This is a genomic window from Sphingomonas yabuuchiae (assembly GCF_001477495.1).
In the GTDB taxonomy this organism is placed as follows: Bacteria; Pseudomonadota; Alphaproteobacteria; order Sphingomonadales; family Sphingomonadaceae; genus Sphingomonas; species Sphingomonas yabuuchiae_A.
Genome location: NZ_LDTF01000007.1, coordinates 259,583 through 273,907 on the forward strand (window position 1 = coordinate 259,583; position 14,325 = coordinate 273,907).

The window sequence follows — 14,325 nt, forward strand, 5'->3', positions numbered from 1 at the left end:
GATGTCACAGACATTGCCCGGTCTGTGAGCGGGTCAGCAGCGCGATCGGCGCGCTTGCGGCGTCAGAAGGGAACGTCGTCGTCCAGATCGTCGGTGAAGCCACCGCCACCGAAGCCACCACCGCCGCCCGCGCCGGACGAACCGCCACCCTGCGCCCCGCCGGTCGACCGGCTGCCGCGCTGCCCGCCATCGGCCCCGTCGAGCAGGACCAGCTTCGCGGAAAAGCCCTGGAGCGTCACCTCGGTCGAATAGCGGTCATTCCCCTGCTGATCCTGCCACTTGCGGGTGGTCAGCGCGCCCTCGGCATAGACCTTCGATCCCTTGCGCAGGAACCGCTCGGCCACGCCGACCAGACCTTCGTTGAAGATCTTGACCGTGTGCCACTCGACCTTCTCCTTGCGCTCGCCGCTGTTGCGGTCCTTCCAGCTCTCCGACGTGGCGATGCGCAGCTCGGCCATCTTGCCGCCGTTCTGGAACGACCGGACCTCGGGATCGCGCCCCAGATTGCCGACCAGGATGACTTTATTCACGCTGCTCATGATACCTCCCGCGCCCGCAGGCGAATGCCGCAACGCTGCATGGCGCTGCTCTTGAAACTGTCGACGCCCATGCGCGTCAGGTTGCGGCCGAAGCCGACCATCGGGATCGGCGGCAGACCCTGCTCCCGGCACCAATGCCGGAAATCCTCGTACAGCCAGGCCATCGGCGTCCGCGCGCCCTCGACCCATTCCAGGCGATCCGTCGCCCAGTCCCGGACAGTCGACGAAACCGCCGGATCCAGCCCGACGGTTGTCGGGGCCGGGCCTTCCTCGAACACGTCGGGCAGGCCCGCGACCACCCAGGCCCGCCGCGCCACCGGGCATCGCTTGGCCATCTGCGCCGCGCGGACGAAGGCGATGGCGTTGCGCATCCGGTCATGGTCATCCATGATCGACGGGGCGGGCGGTGCCGCCAGCGCCGCTTCCTCGGCCGCCATCGCCGCCAGTCGCAGCTCCAGCTGCTCGAATGCGTCATAGAAGGCGATGCGGAAATCCAGCGCGCGGTCGCCCTTGAACCCGCCGACCAGCACGACGAAGCCCTTGCGGGTCATGGTGTAATAGTGAGTGCCACGCCGCGCGCCGGAGCCGATATCGACCTGCGTGACCTTGCGCTCAAAAGTGAGCGCAAGGTCTGGACGACGATCACATAGGTCCCGGATATCTCGTAGAACGTTGCGATGATCACGTCCGAACGCCTCCGCCACGTTGCGGCTGTCCGCAACCACGAGGCCATCCTCGACCCGGACCAAATTCTGCATCATCGCTTCAGACCCGCGACGGCATGATGACGAACGTCGCGGGCGCATCGGCACGATCCCGCAACACCACCGGCGCGGCGGGATCGGCGAACAGCATCTCGACAGCATCCGCCGTCAGCTGCCCCAGCGCGTCGAGCAGATACTTGCTGTTAAAGCCCACCTCCAGCGGCGGGCCGTCCCACCCGCACGGCAGTTCCTCGCGCGCCTCGCCTTTCTCCGGCGACGTGACCGTGATGATCAGCAGATCGCGCGAGAAGGACAGCTTCACGACCCGCGTCTTGTCCGTCGCCACCGTCACGACGCGCCCGATCGCCGCGATCAGGGCGTCCCGCTCGATGTCCAGGCGATGCGGGTTCGCGACCGGAATGATCCGCGCATAATCGGGATACTGCCCGTCGATCACCTTTCCAGTGACCACCGTATCGCCCATTTCGAACTGCAACAGCCGATCGGTGACGGTGATCAGCACCTCGCCCTCATGCCGATCGAGCAACCCGCTCAGCAGCTTGGTCAGCTTGCGTGGAATGATGGTGTCGGGCACCCCATCCGCCCCGTCCGGCAGGGTCACGACACCGCGCGCCAGCCGGTGACCGTCCGTCGTCGCGAAGCGCAAATCCTGCCCGTCCGGCGCGTGCATGAAGATGCCATTCAGATAATAGCGCGTTTCCTCGGTGTTGATCGCATGGCTGACCAGCCCGATCGCCGCGCCCAGATAGATGGACTGCATGGCGAACGCGCAGGCGTCCCGCGCCACCGGCTGCATTACCGGGAAATCCTCGGCCGCCAGCGTCGGCAGCTGGAACCGCGATCGCCCTGCCGAGACGGTCAGCTTGCCATCCGCCAGCTTGACCTTTGCATCGACGTCGGCGGGCAGCTTCGACGCGATCCGGTCGAGGATCAGCGCCTCCACCGTGGTCGTGAACGGCTCGGCCTGGGCCAGCGGCACGCGCCGCTGCACCATCAGGTCCAGGTCCGTGCCCGTCACCGTCAACGACTGATGATCCACCGTCAGCAGGACATTGGATAGCACGGGGATTGTGTTGCGCGCCTCGACCACCCCGACGACATCCTTCAGGACGCCGCGAAGCTGCGCGACTTCGATCTCGAACGAACCATTCATTTGGCAAACCCCGTCATGGCGCCCGTCGCGATGATGTAGATCCGGCGGTTCGTCGGGGCGGGCGCGCCGACGATGCGGATGAGATTGGCCTCGACCATTGCCGCCAGCCCCGGCGCGACCGCGTCCCGCGCGATGCCCGCCCGCTCTGCCAACTGGCGATCGGTGGGGCAGGGGCGTGCGGCCGATGCGAACCGGGACACGACCGGCAGCAGCGCGTCGACGACGGCGACTTCCTGTTCCAGGACGGTGACGATCGGCGCGCGCAAAACGGGCCGTTCCGGCTTGGTCAGCGGCGAGACTTTGGACGTGCGCGTCGCCGTATAATTGAACACGGTCGGGTCGAGCTTCGATCGCGGCCGGGTCAGGCAGACCAGGCCGCGCGTCGCCAGTTCGTACATCCGCTTGGCACCGGCCGAACGCACCGGCAGGCAGGCCCGCGTGGCATAGAGGAACGTGTCACCCGCCTTGGCGACGCGCATCCACGCATCGATCCTTTCGGGCGACGCGACCACGCCCGGCGCTTCGTCCGTCGCGTGAAACGCAGGCAGAGTCGCCATCACGCCGCCAGCGCCTCCGGCACCCGGTCGAACCAGCCGGATCGCGCAGGCCGTTGGAACATCGCCGCGGTGACGCCCATCAGCTTGGTCAGGGCGACGCCGATCCGCAGGCCGGGGATCAGGTCGCCGTCGACGATCCGCTGCACCCATTCTTCCGAAATCTCCAGCGCCTCGGCCGCCTGGGCGACACCGCCCGGCAACGTCATCACCCATTGCGCCACTCGCCGCGCGCCTTCGCTGGCTGGCTTGGCCATGAGATGCAGCTTGCCCATCAATTCCCTCCCTCAAGCGTTTCGAGTTCGGCGCGCATCGTCATGACGACCGCGACCACATCATCCAGTTCCTTGATGGCCCGCCGCGCCGCTGCCGCACGGGCCGCCGGATCGCCGTCGACGGCCGTGCAGCACGCAATGGCGGCCTCGGTCAGCTCGCTGCTTTCCCGCGCCTTGGCGGCCAGCAGCGTCAGCAGATCGCCGCGCGTTGCCTGCGCTTCCGGCAGGGGCACGAAGACACCACCCATCGCCGTGCAAAGCGCGCGGGTGACGTGTGGCCACCCCGTCCGATCCCGCGCCAGCGGCTCCAGATCGGCCACCACGTCGAGCGCGACGAAGACCTCCGGCCGACGCCAAGATTGCGCATCGGACAGCGTCGACTTGCCCACGCGGCAGAAGGTGGCGGCCGCCTCAACCCCGCCGACGCCCTTGATCATCTCGGCGGTCGCCTGCTTCAGCTTCAGGAGTTCCGGCGTCATCGGCCCAACCCCGCTGCGCTTGCGCCACGCCGGATATTCGCCAAGAACAACTCCGCGTGACCGGGAAACCGCGACCGCTGAAACAGCGTCCAGCTAGGGTCCGTGAATTCATGTTCGAGGATGACGAAGAAAGCGGGCCAATCCCGTGCAAGAAGTGCGGTCAGGAGATCCGCGTGCCCTTCAGCTGGTTGGAACATGTGGCGGTCTACGACATCGACTGCCCCCGGTGCTGGGCCTGCAACACCTATGATCACGGGCCAGTAAAGCAGCAGCTCGATGAATTCGTGGAACGCAAGATACGGGAACGCGATACCGCCGACCGAGACGCTGCCGCCCTCGACGAGGACGACATCAACGAGGACGAGGAGTTCGAATAGCGCATCGCCCAGCGCCTGGGCGGATACGAGATTGGCCGCGCCCGCCTCGACGACCCGCAACGACTTGCCGCCCGCCATCCAGATCGGATCGACCCGTCCTTTCTTGGGATACGCCGTGGCATAATCGACCCGGATGCTCGATGCCGTGGTGATCCGCGCATGACGCCCCCGCATCAGCGGATCGACGCGCGGGTCGCCATGCGGGCCACGCACGACGTTCAGCGTCGTCGTGTACTCGAAATGACCGTCCGCCCGCTGGGCAGAGGGCAAGACCCGGCCGCCCAATTCAACGAGATGCCGCGCGGTCATGCCGACACCCGGCCGGAAATTTTGTCCGCCTTTCCGAATGACCCAATCGGATCGCAATGGGTACAAGGCAGCGTCACGCCGTAATTGATGGCGAGCGACGCGACGTCTACCGGGGGGACGAGGCCTTGAGCGATGCGGTGCAGATGATCGAGCCGGGATGGCGAAAGGCCGTTCCTGCGCCAGTTGTGCACGGTCGACACGCCCGTATGAGCGAGATTGGCTGTGGCGGTCGTGCCTCCAAGGGCATCGATCAGAGCATTGGCGAAAGCATCCATGCGGCACAACATGCCAAAATGGCAATTTTCCAGCAAGGTGGAAAATGCCAAAAAGGCATTTGCCATATCGGCATGTTTTCAGCGACGCGTATAGGTATGGAAATTGCCCAGATCCGCGCGCTGATGAAGGAGCGAGGCTTCAATCAAGCCGACCTTGCGAACTTGCTTGGGATCGATCCGACGGCCGTGTCGAAGCGCCTGACGGGCAAACGCGCGTTCAAATATGACGAAATGCGCAAGATCGAGTCGTGGCTTGGCCAACAACCCGCGCCAATAATCGAAGGCGCGCAAGTTAGAATGCTTCCTATCATCGGCCAAGTTGCCGCTGGATCGTGGAGAGAGGCGATCGAGCAACCATTGGGTCATATGCCAGTTAGAGCGGCCACCGCTTCCCCGAACGCTATTGTTCTGGAGGTGTATGGCGATAGCATGGACCTAGAAATTGACGAGGGTGGATACGTCGTCGTCGATATGGACGATAAAGGGCTATATCCGGGGCGCTTGTTCGTCGTTCTGAACGGCGAGGGCGAAGCCACCTTTAAGCAGTTCGAGACAGATCCATTGCGCCTCGTTCCAAGATCTTCGAACCCGATTCATTCTACTATACTTATTGGCGACGGGCAGCCCTTCACGGTGTTAGGCCGTGTTGTTTCACTGATCCGCGAGCGCTGAGCGCGTCGTCGAAGTCCATCCATTCCGATTGGCGATCGAGGCCTCCGGGTATCGTGATGAAGAAGCCATCCGAATCATAAGACCCAAGTTTCGCCGCGATCAGGTCAGCTCGGGCCGCCTTAATTCCTTGGCGCCATGGGCCTATTGGCCTTCCGAAGCACGTCGCACGATACCAGTGAACCACGATCCGACCCATTGTCCGTCCATCCCTAATGCCTCTTGGCTGGAACAAAGATAGAACAAGATCAAGATGTCAAACCCGTAAATGCCAAAACGGCAATTATCAGATTGACGGAATATGCCGTAATGGCAGATATAGGCCTATCGCCCGCATCCAGCGGCGATGGAGACCGCCATGCGCATCCCACCACAGCACCATGACGGCGTCGGGACCAACGCCTCGCTACATCGCTTTCTGATCAGCCCCGGACACGACGGCCGTCCGGCCGCTGACCCGGATCATCAGTCGCGCGCGACGCATGACCTCGCCAGCCGGGTCCGCCGCCTGCGTGACCGCCGCATCGCACCGCCCAGCGTCGGGATCGAGATCGACGAGGGCCACCGCGTCATGCGGGCGATCCTGGTGGTCGCGGCCGTATCGCTGCTGATGTGGATCGGCAGCGGCATCATCGCCGCCCATCTGGCGGGCCGGATCTGATGCCCGCTTTCTATTACAGCACCACGCCCGCGTTCGAGAATGCGGAACTGTGGTTCGGCCCCCATCCGACCCGCGAAGCAGCAGCGACCGCCGCCACCACGCGCTTCCCGGATGTCGGCTTCTGGACGGCCCAGGCCGAGCCGCAAGCTAACGAGCTGGACATCTTCACCCCCGCCATGGCCACGGAGGGCGGCCCCATCGCCGACGCCTTCGCAGCCCGGAACGGAGAGACGTTCGGCGAGGATGGGGAGGGCGGTCCGACATGGTGGACCGAGGACGCGATCGCCGTCTTGATCAAGCGCCTCAACTACCAGTTCGCCGCCTGGGCGACCGAGCACGGCTATCAGCGCGGCTGGATGCTCGACATCCATGACGAGCAATGGACCGCGCCTGCGCCAAGGACCGCGCCCGCGCGCCGTCCTGTCCTGACCCTCTTTTGCACACAGGAGCGCGCGGCATGAGCCGGTCGCCCATGACCTTCGTCGGCAACGGTCCGTATCCGCGTCGTCGTGGCGACTGGGCGGACCTTGGCCGCACGGCCGTTCAGCTGCTGTCGGAACGCGAAAAGGGCTATCCTGCCATGGTCGCGGCCCAGAACCTGGATCAGGCGCTCGCCGACACACGGATCCGCGTCATGCGCGCGGTCGTCGCGATCTGGCGCGCGGTCCTGAACGACGAGGCTCTGCCCGAGCCGATCGATTTCCAGGCGCGCTTCGGCGCGACATGGGAGGAGATGCGCGACGACCTGGGCCGAGCGGCAGTCCGCGCGCGGGATCTGGCGCGCAAACAGCGCGACGACCGCGACGCGGCCGTGCAGGCCGAACTGGTCGAGGCACTGGCATGGCAGCATCAGCCGGTGTGCGCAGGCTCCGGTCCGCACATCTGGCTGTCGCACGACTATCAACAGTGGGAGAGAAGGAGGGCGGCCGGATGACAGCGCCTGCTCGCTTTACAAAGACCGACGTCACCCGGGCCATGAAAGGCGCTCGGGACGCAGGCTTTGGCCATGTTCGCGTTGCGATCGATGTTCATGGTAACATGGTCATCGACGCCAGCGATTCACCGACGATCGTCGGCCGACCCAACCCGCTCGACAGGCTGCTTCCGAAGTGAAGACCCGATATAAGAATGTCACGGTAGACCCCGATCGCCACGGGAAACTTCGCGCCCGGTTCCGCAAAGCCGGGCGCAAGCCGGTCTATATGAAGCACCTACCCGACGAAAAGGGTTTCAAGGCTGAATACGAGGCTTTGTTGGCCGACAGGCCGATGATCGTCGTGCGCCCGGCTGTCCCCGGTAGCGTTGGCGACCTCGTGTCGCGCTACTATGCGGCGGGCGATTTCAAAGGGCGCGGCACGGCAGAAACTCAGGCCCGTCGGAAGTATCTGATCGACAGCTTCCGCGAGGATTTTGCCGACGATCTCATCTCTGACTTCGGCTTTGAGCATATCGAGGCGATCCTGCTGGCCCGGACCGAGAAGCGTTGGGATGATACCCGCAAGCGGACGATGGGCGGTCAGGTCGCGGCCGTTAAACTCCGCAAGGAACTGCGCCGCCTGTTCGCTTACGCCAAGAAGCTGAAGTGGATCGAGCATAATCCGGTCGAGGATGCCGCGACGATCGGCAAGACCAAGCTGACCGGCTTTCACACGTGGACGGAGCAGGAAATCGCCCAGTACAAAGCGCGGCACCCGCTGGGCACACGCGCAAGGCTGGCGCTGGAGATCATGCTTTGGACGGGTCAGCGGCGAGGGGATGCCCGCCTGTTCGGCCCGGCCCATGTCGTGCGCGGCAAGATCAATTTCACGGCCGCAAAGAATCAGGCTGACCTTTGGCTGCCGATCGCCCCCGATCTACGCCGAGCGATTGACGCTATGGATAGCGTGGGGCTGCGTTCATTCCTCGTCACGACCGCCGGTAAGACGTTCACGAAGGATGGCTTCGGCAACAAGATGCGGGAATGGTGCAATGAGGCAGGTTTGCCACACTGCACCGCCCACGGCCTACGCAAGGCGATCGCCCGGCGAATGGCTCAGAGCCAAGCCACGCAGCTGGAGATCAAGGCGGTTGGCGGCTGGAAAGGCGATAGCGAAGTCGCAATTTATACCGCCGCTGCGGACCAGGAAGGCCTCGCCGATGGTGCGATCAGCCGCACCATCAACCGATTCTCAGATCAAAAATGACCAAAATTGTCTAACCATGGTCCAGCAGTTAGACATATCCGAGCAGAAAATGCTTAAAAAACAATATGTTGTTTGGGAAATTGGTGGGCCCGGCAGGACTCGAACCCGCAACCTAGCCGTTATGAGCGGCCAGCTCTAACCGTTGAGCTACAGGCCCCACCGCGAATGTCGTTAGCGTGATGCAGCCGGACTTCGCAAGCGTCGTGGAGCAACTTTGCACAGGAAATCGGGCAAAGAAAAAGGGCGCTTCCGCAGGGGAAGCGCCCTTTTCCGACATAGCAGTCGGCGCGTCGGACCCGAAGGTCCGAGGCGACTATTACTGCATGTTGTCCGCCTTGGCGTCGGCAGCGTCACGGACGTTGTCGGCAGCGGCGTTCATGTTGTCGGCAGCGTTCTCGAGGGTCGCGGCAGCAGCAGCGTTCGAGGTGTTGTCGGCAGCGGCTTCGAGGTTGTCAGCCGACATTTCCATGTTGTCAGCCAGCATGTCCGCGTTGTTCTCAACAGCGGCAGCTTCCGGCGACTTGTTGCAGGCGGCGACGGACATCAGGCCGGCGGCAGCGAGAACGAAAGCGATCTTCTTCATTCGAATGCTCCCAAGCAAAGCAAAAATCGCGGCCGGCCCGAATGCCGTCGCGAAGCGGCTCAAATAACGTGCGGTTCATCGCGGTCAATCCGCAAAATTCATCGGATCGCAAGGTTCGCGACGAACGGATGGCACGGATCGGGCTTTTTCAAGGCGTTGGCGTTACCAAAAGGTTACCGAGGAACCCACGGATCAGCGTGGCGTAACCGGGCCGATCGTCTCCGGCGCGTTGGCGACCACCGCCAGCATGGCGGTCCAGGCGGCGACATTCTGGCGAAGCGCCGCCGGATCGACGCGGTCCAATACGTCGTCGGGCGTATGGTGGGTATCGAAATAATCCCACCCTGACTGGTTCAGGTCGATCCCGGCGGTCCCGAGCTTGATCGTCGGGCCGATATCGGTGCCGTCGCCGCCCAGGCCGCTGCCCCGCGTGATGCCCAGCGGTGCGAGCGCGGTCTGCAGCCGGTCCGCGACCGGCTTGGCGGTGGCGGGCAGATTGACCTCGAACCGCCAGACCCGGTCCGCACCGAAGTCGCTTTCCGATGCCGTGGCATGACGCTCATCGGCGTGGGCCTTGGCATAGGCCTCGCCGCCCATGCCGCCGACTTCCTCGGCGCCGAACCAGACGACGCGGATGGTACGACGCGGCTGGCCCGCATCCATGATCCGCTTGGCCGCCGCGGCGGTGATCGCGATCCCGCTGGCATCGTCGATCGCGCCCGTCCCCAGGTCCCAGCTGTCGAGATGGCCGCCGACCAGCACGATCCCTGCCGAAGGATCGCTACCGGGCACCTCCGCGATCACGTTGCCTGATTCGCGGGTGCCGACCATACGGGGGGTCAGGAGCAGTTTCATCCGGATCGGCTGACCCCGGCTGGCGATTCGCTCCAGTTGCTCCGCGTCGGGAACCGAGAGCGCGGCCGCCGGGATGGGCTTCACGCCATCGGGGAAGTTGGTCGTGCCGGTATGTGGGAAGCGATGATGGTCGGTGCCGATCGAGCGGATGACGATCGCGACCGCGCCGCGCTTTGCGGCCAGCGCCGGGCCCGTGAAGCGTGCCGTGCCATAGGCACCATAGCCCGATCCGTCCTGGGTCCGGGGCATGGTGTTGCCGATATAGACGATCTTGCCCCGGATCGCGTCATCAGGTGCCGACTGGAACGCCGCCATGCTGGGGAAGACCGCGACCTCGCCCGTCAGGCCGCCCGCCGGGGTGGCCCCCGAATTGCCCAGCGCGGCCAGGGTCAGCTTCTGCGGGAAGGGGGCCAGGATTTCGGCGCTCTCCGCCCCGCGTTCCCATACCGGCATCCGATAGGGTTCGATCCGCACGTTCTTGAAACCCAGCGCTGTCAGCCGGGCGACCGACCAGGCGCGGGCACGGGCTTCGGCCTCGGTGCCCGCCAGTCGCTGCCCGACTTCGGTCGTCAGACCCTCGACGATATCCCAGGCGACCGTATCGTTCAGCGCCGCGTCGCGCAGCCGCTCGACTTCGGGTGCGACCATGGCTGGCGGTGGCGGCGGGGTCCGTTGCGCCAAGGCGGGGGAGGACAGGGCGGAGGCGGTCAGGGCCGCAAGAAGAATGCGCTTCATGGAATGGAGTGTTACGCAGCCGGTCCCGTTTGCCAACCGCCCGCGCAACCACTACATGGGCGCTCAAACATCCCACAGTCGCAAAAGCACGGAGCCCCGCGCCGCCATGGCCGTCCAATATACCTATGTGATGAAGGGTCTGACCAAGACCTTCCCCGGCGCCAACAAGCCTGTCCTGAACAACATCCACCTTCAGTTCCTGCCGAGCGCGAAGATCGCGATCATCGGCCCGAACGGCGCGGGCAAGTCCACGCTGATGAAGGTGATGGCGGGCATGGACACCGACTTTACCGGCGAGGCCTGGGCCGCCGAGGGCGTGCGCGTCGGCTATCTGGCGCAGGAGCCGCAGCTTGATCCGTCGAAGGACGTGATGGGCAACGTCAAGGACGGCGTGCGGCCGATCGCCGATCTGGTCGATCGCTTCAACGCCATCTCGGCCGAGATGGGCGATCCGAAGGACGACACCGATTTCGACGCCCTGATGGAAGAAATGGGCGAGCTTCAGGCCAAGATCGATGCCGTCGACGGCTGGTCGCTCGACAGCCAGCTGGAACAGGCGATGGAAGCGCTGCGCTGCCCGCCGGGCGATGCCGATGTCACCCGCCTGTCGGGCGGTGAGAAGCGCCGCGTCGCGCTCTGCAAGCTGCTGCTCGAAAAGCCCGACATCCTGCTGCTCGACGAACCAACCAACCACCTCGACGCCGAGAGCGTGTCGTGGCTGGAGAACTATCTCAAGGAATATACCGGCAACGTCATCCTCGTCACCCACGACCGTTACTTCCTCGACAACGTCGTGAACTGGGTGCTCGAGCTCGATCGCGGCCGTTACTACACCTATGAATCCAACTATTCCGGCTATCTGGAAAAGAAGGCCAAGCGCCTGGAGCAGGAAGAGCGCGATGAGGCGGGCAAGCAAAAGGCGATCGCCGACGAGCTGGCCTGGATGCGTCAGACGCCCAAGGCCCGCCAGACCAAGTCGAAGGCGCGTATCCGCGCGTTCGAGGAGCTGATGGAGAAGCAGGAGAACCGCGTCGCGGGCAAGGCGCAGATCCTGATCCAGATCCCCGAGCGCCTCGGCGGCAAGGTGATCGAGGCCAAGGGCCTGACCAAGTCCTATGGCGACAAGCTGCTGTTCGAAAATCTCGACTTCATGCTACCGCCGGGTGGTATCGTCGGCGTGATCGGGCCGAACGGCGCGGGCAAGTCGACGCTGTTCAAGCTGATTACCGGCCAGGAACAGCCCGATGCGGGCACCATCGAGATCGGCTCGACCGTCAAGCTCGGCTATGTCGACCAGAGCCGCGACGAGCTCGATCCCAACAAGAATGTCTGGCAGGAAATCTCCGACGAACTGGAAGTCTTCCGCTTCGGCAAACAGGAGCTCGGCACGCGCGCCTATGTCGGCGCGTTCAACTTCCGTGGCCCCGACCAGCAGAAGAAGGTCGGCCAGCTGTCGGGCGGTGAGCGCAACCGCGTCCACATGGCCAAGATGCTGAAGGAGGGCGGCAACGTCCTGCTGCTCGACGAACCGACCAACGACCTCGACGTGGAAACGCTGCGCGCGCTGGAAGAGGCGCTGGAGACGTTCGCGGGCTGCGCCGTGGTCATCAGCCACGATCGCTTCTTCCTCGACCGCCTCTGCACCCACATCCTGGCCTTCGAGGGCGACAGCCATGTCGAATGGTTCGAGGGCAATTACGAATCGTACGAAGAGGACAAGCGTCGCCGCATGGGCGATGCCGCCGATCGTCCGACCCGTCTGGCCTATAAGAAACTGACCCGCTGATCCCTGCGATTTCGGTTTCTGGTGACGCCCTTCCCGAGCGATCGGGGAGGGCGTTGTCATATCATGGGATGGCCAACAGGTTTAAACCGATGCGGCCAATTCCCATCTCAGCCGTTATAACGATAAGGTAATAAAGGGCGCGGTTGGGAATGGCGGTAGTGGAGCAGGCGCAAGGCGAGGATCGTGAGATCGCCGGCGCAGGGCAGTTGCATTACCGACTTCGCCAGCAATCGGTCCTTGCCGCCTTCGGAATCGAGGCCCTGCGCGCTCGCGACCTGGACCCGATGCTGCAGCGGGCGACCGAGCTTTGTGCAGAGGGAATGCGATCTTCCTTCTGCAAGTTCCTGGAATACAAGGCAGACCGCGAAACGCTTCTGGTCCGCACCGGCGTAGGTTGGGGACCGGGTGTCGTCGGCTCGACCGAGATGCGCACCGATATGGGCTCTCCTGCGGGCTTTGCGCTCCAGACGGGGCAGGGGGTCATCTCCAACCATCTCGATCAGGAAGAGCGGTTTCGGACGCCGCAGTTCATGGCCGACCACAAGATTCGCCGGGCGATCAACGTGCTGGTCGAGGCATCCGGCCAGCGTTACGGCGTGCTGGAGGTCGACAGTCCGGATGAAGGTCGTTTCGAGGAGGCCGACCTTGCCTTCATGCAGGGTTTCGCCAATCTGATCGGCGTCGCGATCGAGCGGCAGGAGGCGGAGCGCCGCCTGGCCGAGGCGGTGGAGCATCAGCAGCTTCTGACCCGCGAAGCCAGCCACCGGGTCAAGAACAGCCTGGCGTTGGTGTCCGCGATGCTAAACCTCCAAAAGCAGGAGGATGACGACCCCCGTGTCCTCAGGATGCTGAACGACGCGCAGGCGCGGATCGCGGCCATCGCCCAGACCCACGACCAGCTATGGCGCAGCGAGCGGGTCGGCATGGTGTCGCTCGACGATCTGGCCTGCGGCATCGCGGATCAACTGGCCCAGCAGGCCAAGAATCATGAGGTGCATTGCGATATCGAGGCGATCGAGATGAACGCCGATACCGCCATCCCGATCGGGCTGATGCTGACCGAGTTGCTGACCAATGCGATCAAATATGCCTATGGCGAGGACGGCGGGGTGATCGATGTGGGCCTGCATGCGCGGGACGGACAGATCGTGCTGTCGGTGCGCGACACGGGCAAGGGGCTACCCGCCGAATTCGACATGAAGGTCGCGTCCCGCCATAGCCTGGGCATGCGGATGATCACCAGCTTGGCCCGGCAGCTGCGGGGGGAGGTGCGGTTCGATGACGCGGCACCGGGTACGTGCGCGACGCTGACGATGCCCGATCCGAGGGACTGATTCCCTCTCCTTGCAGGGAGAAATCTGATCCTTCACCGCACCCGCTTGACGAAGGTCCGGCCATCTTCCCGCCGTTCGGTCTGGAAATTGGGGACCGCCTCGATCAGGTCGGACAGCCGCTTGAAGCCGAAATTGCGCGTGTCGAAGCTCGACCGGTTGCCCGCCAGCTGACCCATCGCCGACAGGCTGGCAAAACCGCGCTCGTCGCGCTTTACGGAATTATAGGCGTCGACCAGCAACTTCAGCAGTTCTTCGTCGATCGGGCGCGGTGTGCCTGCCGTGCGCTTTGCCTGTTCGATTGAGGGCGGGAGCGAGTCGGCCAGTGGAACATCGGCCGAAACTGGCTTTACGTTGGTGGAGCGGGTCGTTTCGCCGATCAACGCGCCGACATCGATGAAGCGGCTGCATGCCTGTTTGAATGCCTCCGGCGTGCGGCTGTTGCCGAAGCCATAGACGGGGAAGCCGTCCTGCCGGATGCGTGTGGCGAGCGGCATGAAGTCGCTGTCCGACGACATGATGCCGAACCCGTCGATCCGGCCCCGGAACAACAGGTCCATCGCGTCGATGGTCATCTTCATGTCGGTGGCGTTCTTGCCCTTGGTCAGGTCGAACTGCTGTTGCGGCTCGATCCCGTGCTTGACCATGACGTCGCGCCAGCCCTTCAGGCCGGGTTTGGACCAGTTGCCATAGGCGCGACGGACATTGACGGTGCCCAATTCGGCGAGCACCGTCAGGACGGGGTCGATGGCCGCCGACTGGGCGTTGTCGGCATCGATGAGCAGCGCGATATTTCGGGTCAGGGCGTTCATGTCGCCCTGACTATCAGAGCTGAG

18 protein-coding genes and 1 tRNA gene are annotated in these 14,325 nt (G+C 64.2%); 8 read left to right on the forward strand and 11 right to left on the reverse strand.

Annotated features, from left to right (window positions below; translation table 11 throughout):
• Positions 1-62: 62 nt before the first annotated feature.
• Genes ssb through NS355_RS02470 form a run of 7 tightly spaced genes read right to left on the reverse strand, consistent with a single transcriptional unit; the run spans position 63 to position 4,411 of the window.
• A complete protein-coding gene (gene ssb, locus NS355_RS02440) occupies positions 63-542 on the reverse strand; it encodes a single-stranded DNA-binding protein (RefSeq protein ID WP_209445009.1) in 480 nt (159 codons plus the stop codon).
• Complete coding sequence (locus tag NS355_RS02445) at positions 536-1,300, reverse strand: Rha family transcriptional regulator (RefSeq protein WP_058744200.1); 765 nt, start codon at positions 1,298-1,300, stop codon at positions 536-538. Before NS355_RS02445 ends, ssb begins: the two co-directional genes overlap by 7 nt.
• A 4-nt stretch (positions 1,301-1,304) precedes the next feature.
• Positions 1,305-2,417, reverse strand: a complete 1,113-nt coding sequence (gene dnaN / locus NS355_RS02450; RefSeq protein WP_058744201.1) for a DNA polymerase III subunit beta — start codon at positions 2,415-2,417, stop codon at positions 1,305-1,307.
• Positions 2,414-2,974 (reverse strand): hypothetical protein, encoded by a 561-nt coding sequence (locus NS355_RS02455; protein WP_058744202.1) that lies wholly within the window; start codon positions 2,972-2,974, stop codon positions 2,414-2,416. Before NS355_RS02455 ends, dnaN begins: the two co-directional genes overlap by 4 nt.
• Complete coding sequence (locus tag NS355_RS02460) at positions 2,974-3,246, reverse strand: hypothetical protein (protein ID WP_058744203.1); 273 nt, start codon at positions 3,244-3,246, stop codon at positions 2,974-2,976. The genes NS355_RS02455 and NS355_RS02460 overlap by 1 nt, the downstream gene beginning before the upstream one ends.
• The gene (locus NS355_RS18900; RefSeq protein WP_058744204.1) at positions 3,246-3,725 is read right to left on the reverse strand and encodes a hypothetical protein; all 480 of its coding nucleotides are present in this window, start codon (positions 3,723-3,725) and stop codon (positions 3,246-3,248) included. The genes NS355_RS02460 and NS355_RS18900 overlap by 1 nt, the downstream gene beginning before the upstream one ends.
• Positions 3,722-4,411, reverse strand: coding sequence for a hypothetical protein (locus NS355_RS02470; protein WP_153007998.1), 690 nt, complete (start codon positions 4,409-4,411; stop codon positions 3,722-3,724). Before NS355_RS02470 ends, NS355_RS18900 begins: the two co-directional genes overlap by 4 nt.
• A 125-nt stretch (positions 4,412-4,536) precedes the next feature.
• Here NS355_RS02470 and NS355_RS02475 point away from each other — a divergent pair, with 125 nt between their 5' ends.
• The 6 genes from NS355_RS02475 to NS355_RS02500 all read left to right on the forward strand — a co-directional run bounded on the left by NS355_RS02475 (position 4,537) and on the right by NS355_RS02500 (position 8,199).
• On the forward strand, positions 4,537-5,358 hold the full coding sequence (locus NS355_RS02475) for a LexA family protein (protein WP_167345387.1): 822 nt from the start codon (positions 4,537-4,539) through the stop codon (positions 5,356-5,358).
• Between the two features lie 355 nt (positions 5,359-5,713).
• On the forward strand, positions 5,714-6,016 hold the full coding sequence (locus NS355_RS02480) for a hypothetical protein (RefSeq protein WP_153007999.1): 303 nt from the start codon (positions 5,714-5,716) through the stop codon (positions 6,014-6,016).
• Positions 6,016-6,477: a hypothetical protein gene (locus NS355_RS02485; protein WP_058744208.1), complete on the forward strand. Its 462-nt coding sequence runs from the start codon at positions 6,016-6,018 to the stop codon at positions 6,475-6,477. Before NS355_RS02480 ends, NS355_RS02485 begins: the two co-directional genes overlap by 1 nt.
• Positions 6,474-6,950, forward strand: coding sequence for a hypothetical protein (locus tag NS355_RS02490; RefSeq protein ID WP_153008000.1), 477 nt, complete (start codon positions 6,474-6,476; stop codon positions 6,948-6,950). Before NS355_RS02485 ends, NS355_RS02490 begins: the two co-directional genes overlap by 4 nt.
• Positions 6,947-7,129: a hypothetical protein gene (locus tag NS355_RS02495; RefSeq protein ID WP_058744210.1), complete on the forward strand. Its 183-nt coding sequence runs from the start codon at positions 6,947-6,949 to the stop codon at positions 7,127-7,129. The genes NS355_RS02490 and NS355_RS02495 overlap by 4 nt, the downstream gene beginning before the upstream one ends.
• The gene (locus NS355_RS02500; protein ID WP_058744211.1) at positions 7,126-8,199 is read left to right on the forward strand and encodes a tyrosine-type recombinase/integrase; all 1,074 of its coding nucleotides are present in this window, start codon (positions 7,126-7,128) and stop codon (positions 8,197-8,199) included. The genes NS355_RS02495 and NS355_RS02500 overlap by 4 nt, the downstream gene beginning before the upstream one ends.
• 81 nt (positions 8,200-8,280) lie before the next feature.
• On the opposite strand, the gene NS355_RS02505 is transcribed toward NS355_RS02500, so the two are convergent.
• From NS355_RS02505 to NS355_RS02515, 3 genes are all read right to left on the reverse strand, one after another.
• Positions 8,281-8,356: transfer RNA gene (locus NS355_RS02505), tRNA-Ile, on the reverse strand.
• A 159-nt stretch (positions 8,357-8,515) separates the two neighbouring features.
• A complete protein-coding gene (locus tag NS355_RS02510) occupies positions 8,516-8,782 on the reverse strand; it encodes a hypothetical protein (RefSeq protein WP_058744212.1) in 267 nt (88 codons plus the stop codon).
• A 192-nt stretch (positions 8,783-8,974) separates the two neighbouring features.
• Positions 8,975-10,372, reverse strand: coding sequence for a M20/M25/M40 family metallo-hydrolase (locus NS355_RS02515; protein ID WP_058744213.1), 1,398 nt, complete (start codon positions 10,370-10,372; stop codon positions 8,975-8,977).
• 106 nt (positions 10,373-10,478) lie between these two features.
• On the opposite strand from NS355_RS02515, the gene ettA reads away from it, so the two are divergent.
• Positions 10,479-12,158: an energy-dependent translational throttle protein EttA gene (gene ettA, locus NS355_RS02520; protein WP_007403394.1), complete on the forward strand. Its 1,680-nt coding sequence runs from the start codon at positions 10,479-10,481 to the stop codon at positions 12,156-12,158.
• 149 nt (positions 12,159-12,307) lie between these two features.
• Positions 12,308-13,492 (forward strand): sensor histidine kinase, encoded by a 1,185-nt coding sequence (locus NS355_RS02525; RefSeq protein WP_084787442.1) that lies wholly within the window; start codon positions 12,308-12,310, stop codon positions 13,490-13,492.
• A gap of 32 nt (positions 13,493-13,524) precedes the next feature.
• Here NS355_RS02525 and NS355_RS02530 read toward each other — a convergent pair whose 3' ends face one another.
• Positions 13,525-14,301, reverse strand: coding sequence for an NYN domain-containing protein (locus NS355_RS02530; protein WP_058744214.1), 777 nt, complete (start codon positions 14,299-14,301; stop codon positions 13,525-13,527).
• Positions 14,302-14,325: the final 24 nt, after the last annotated feature.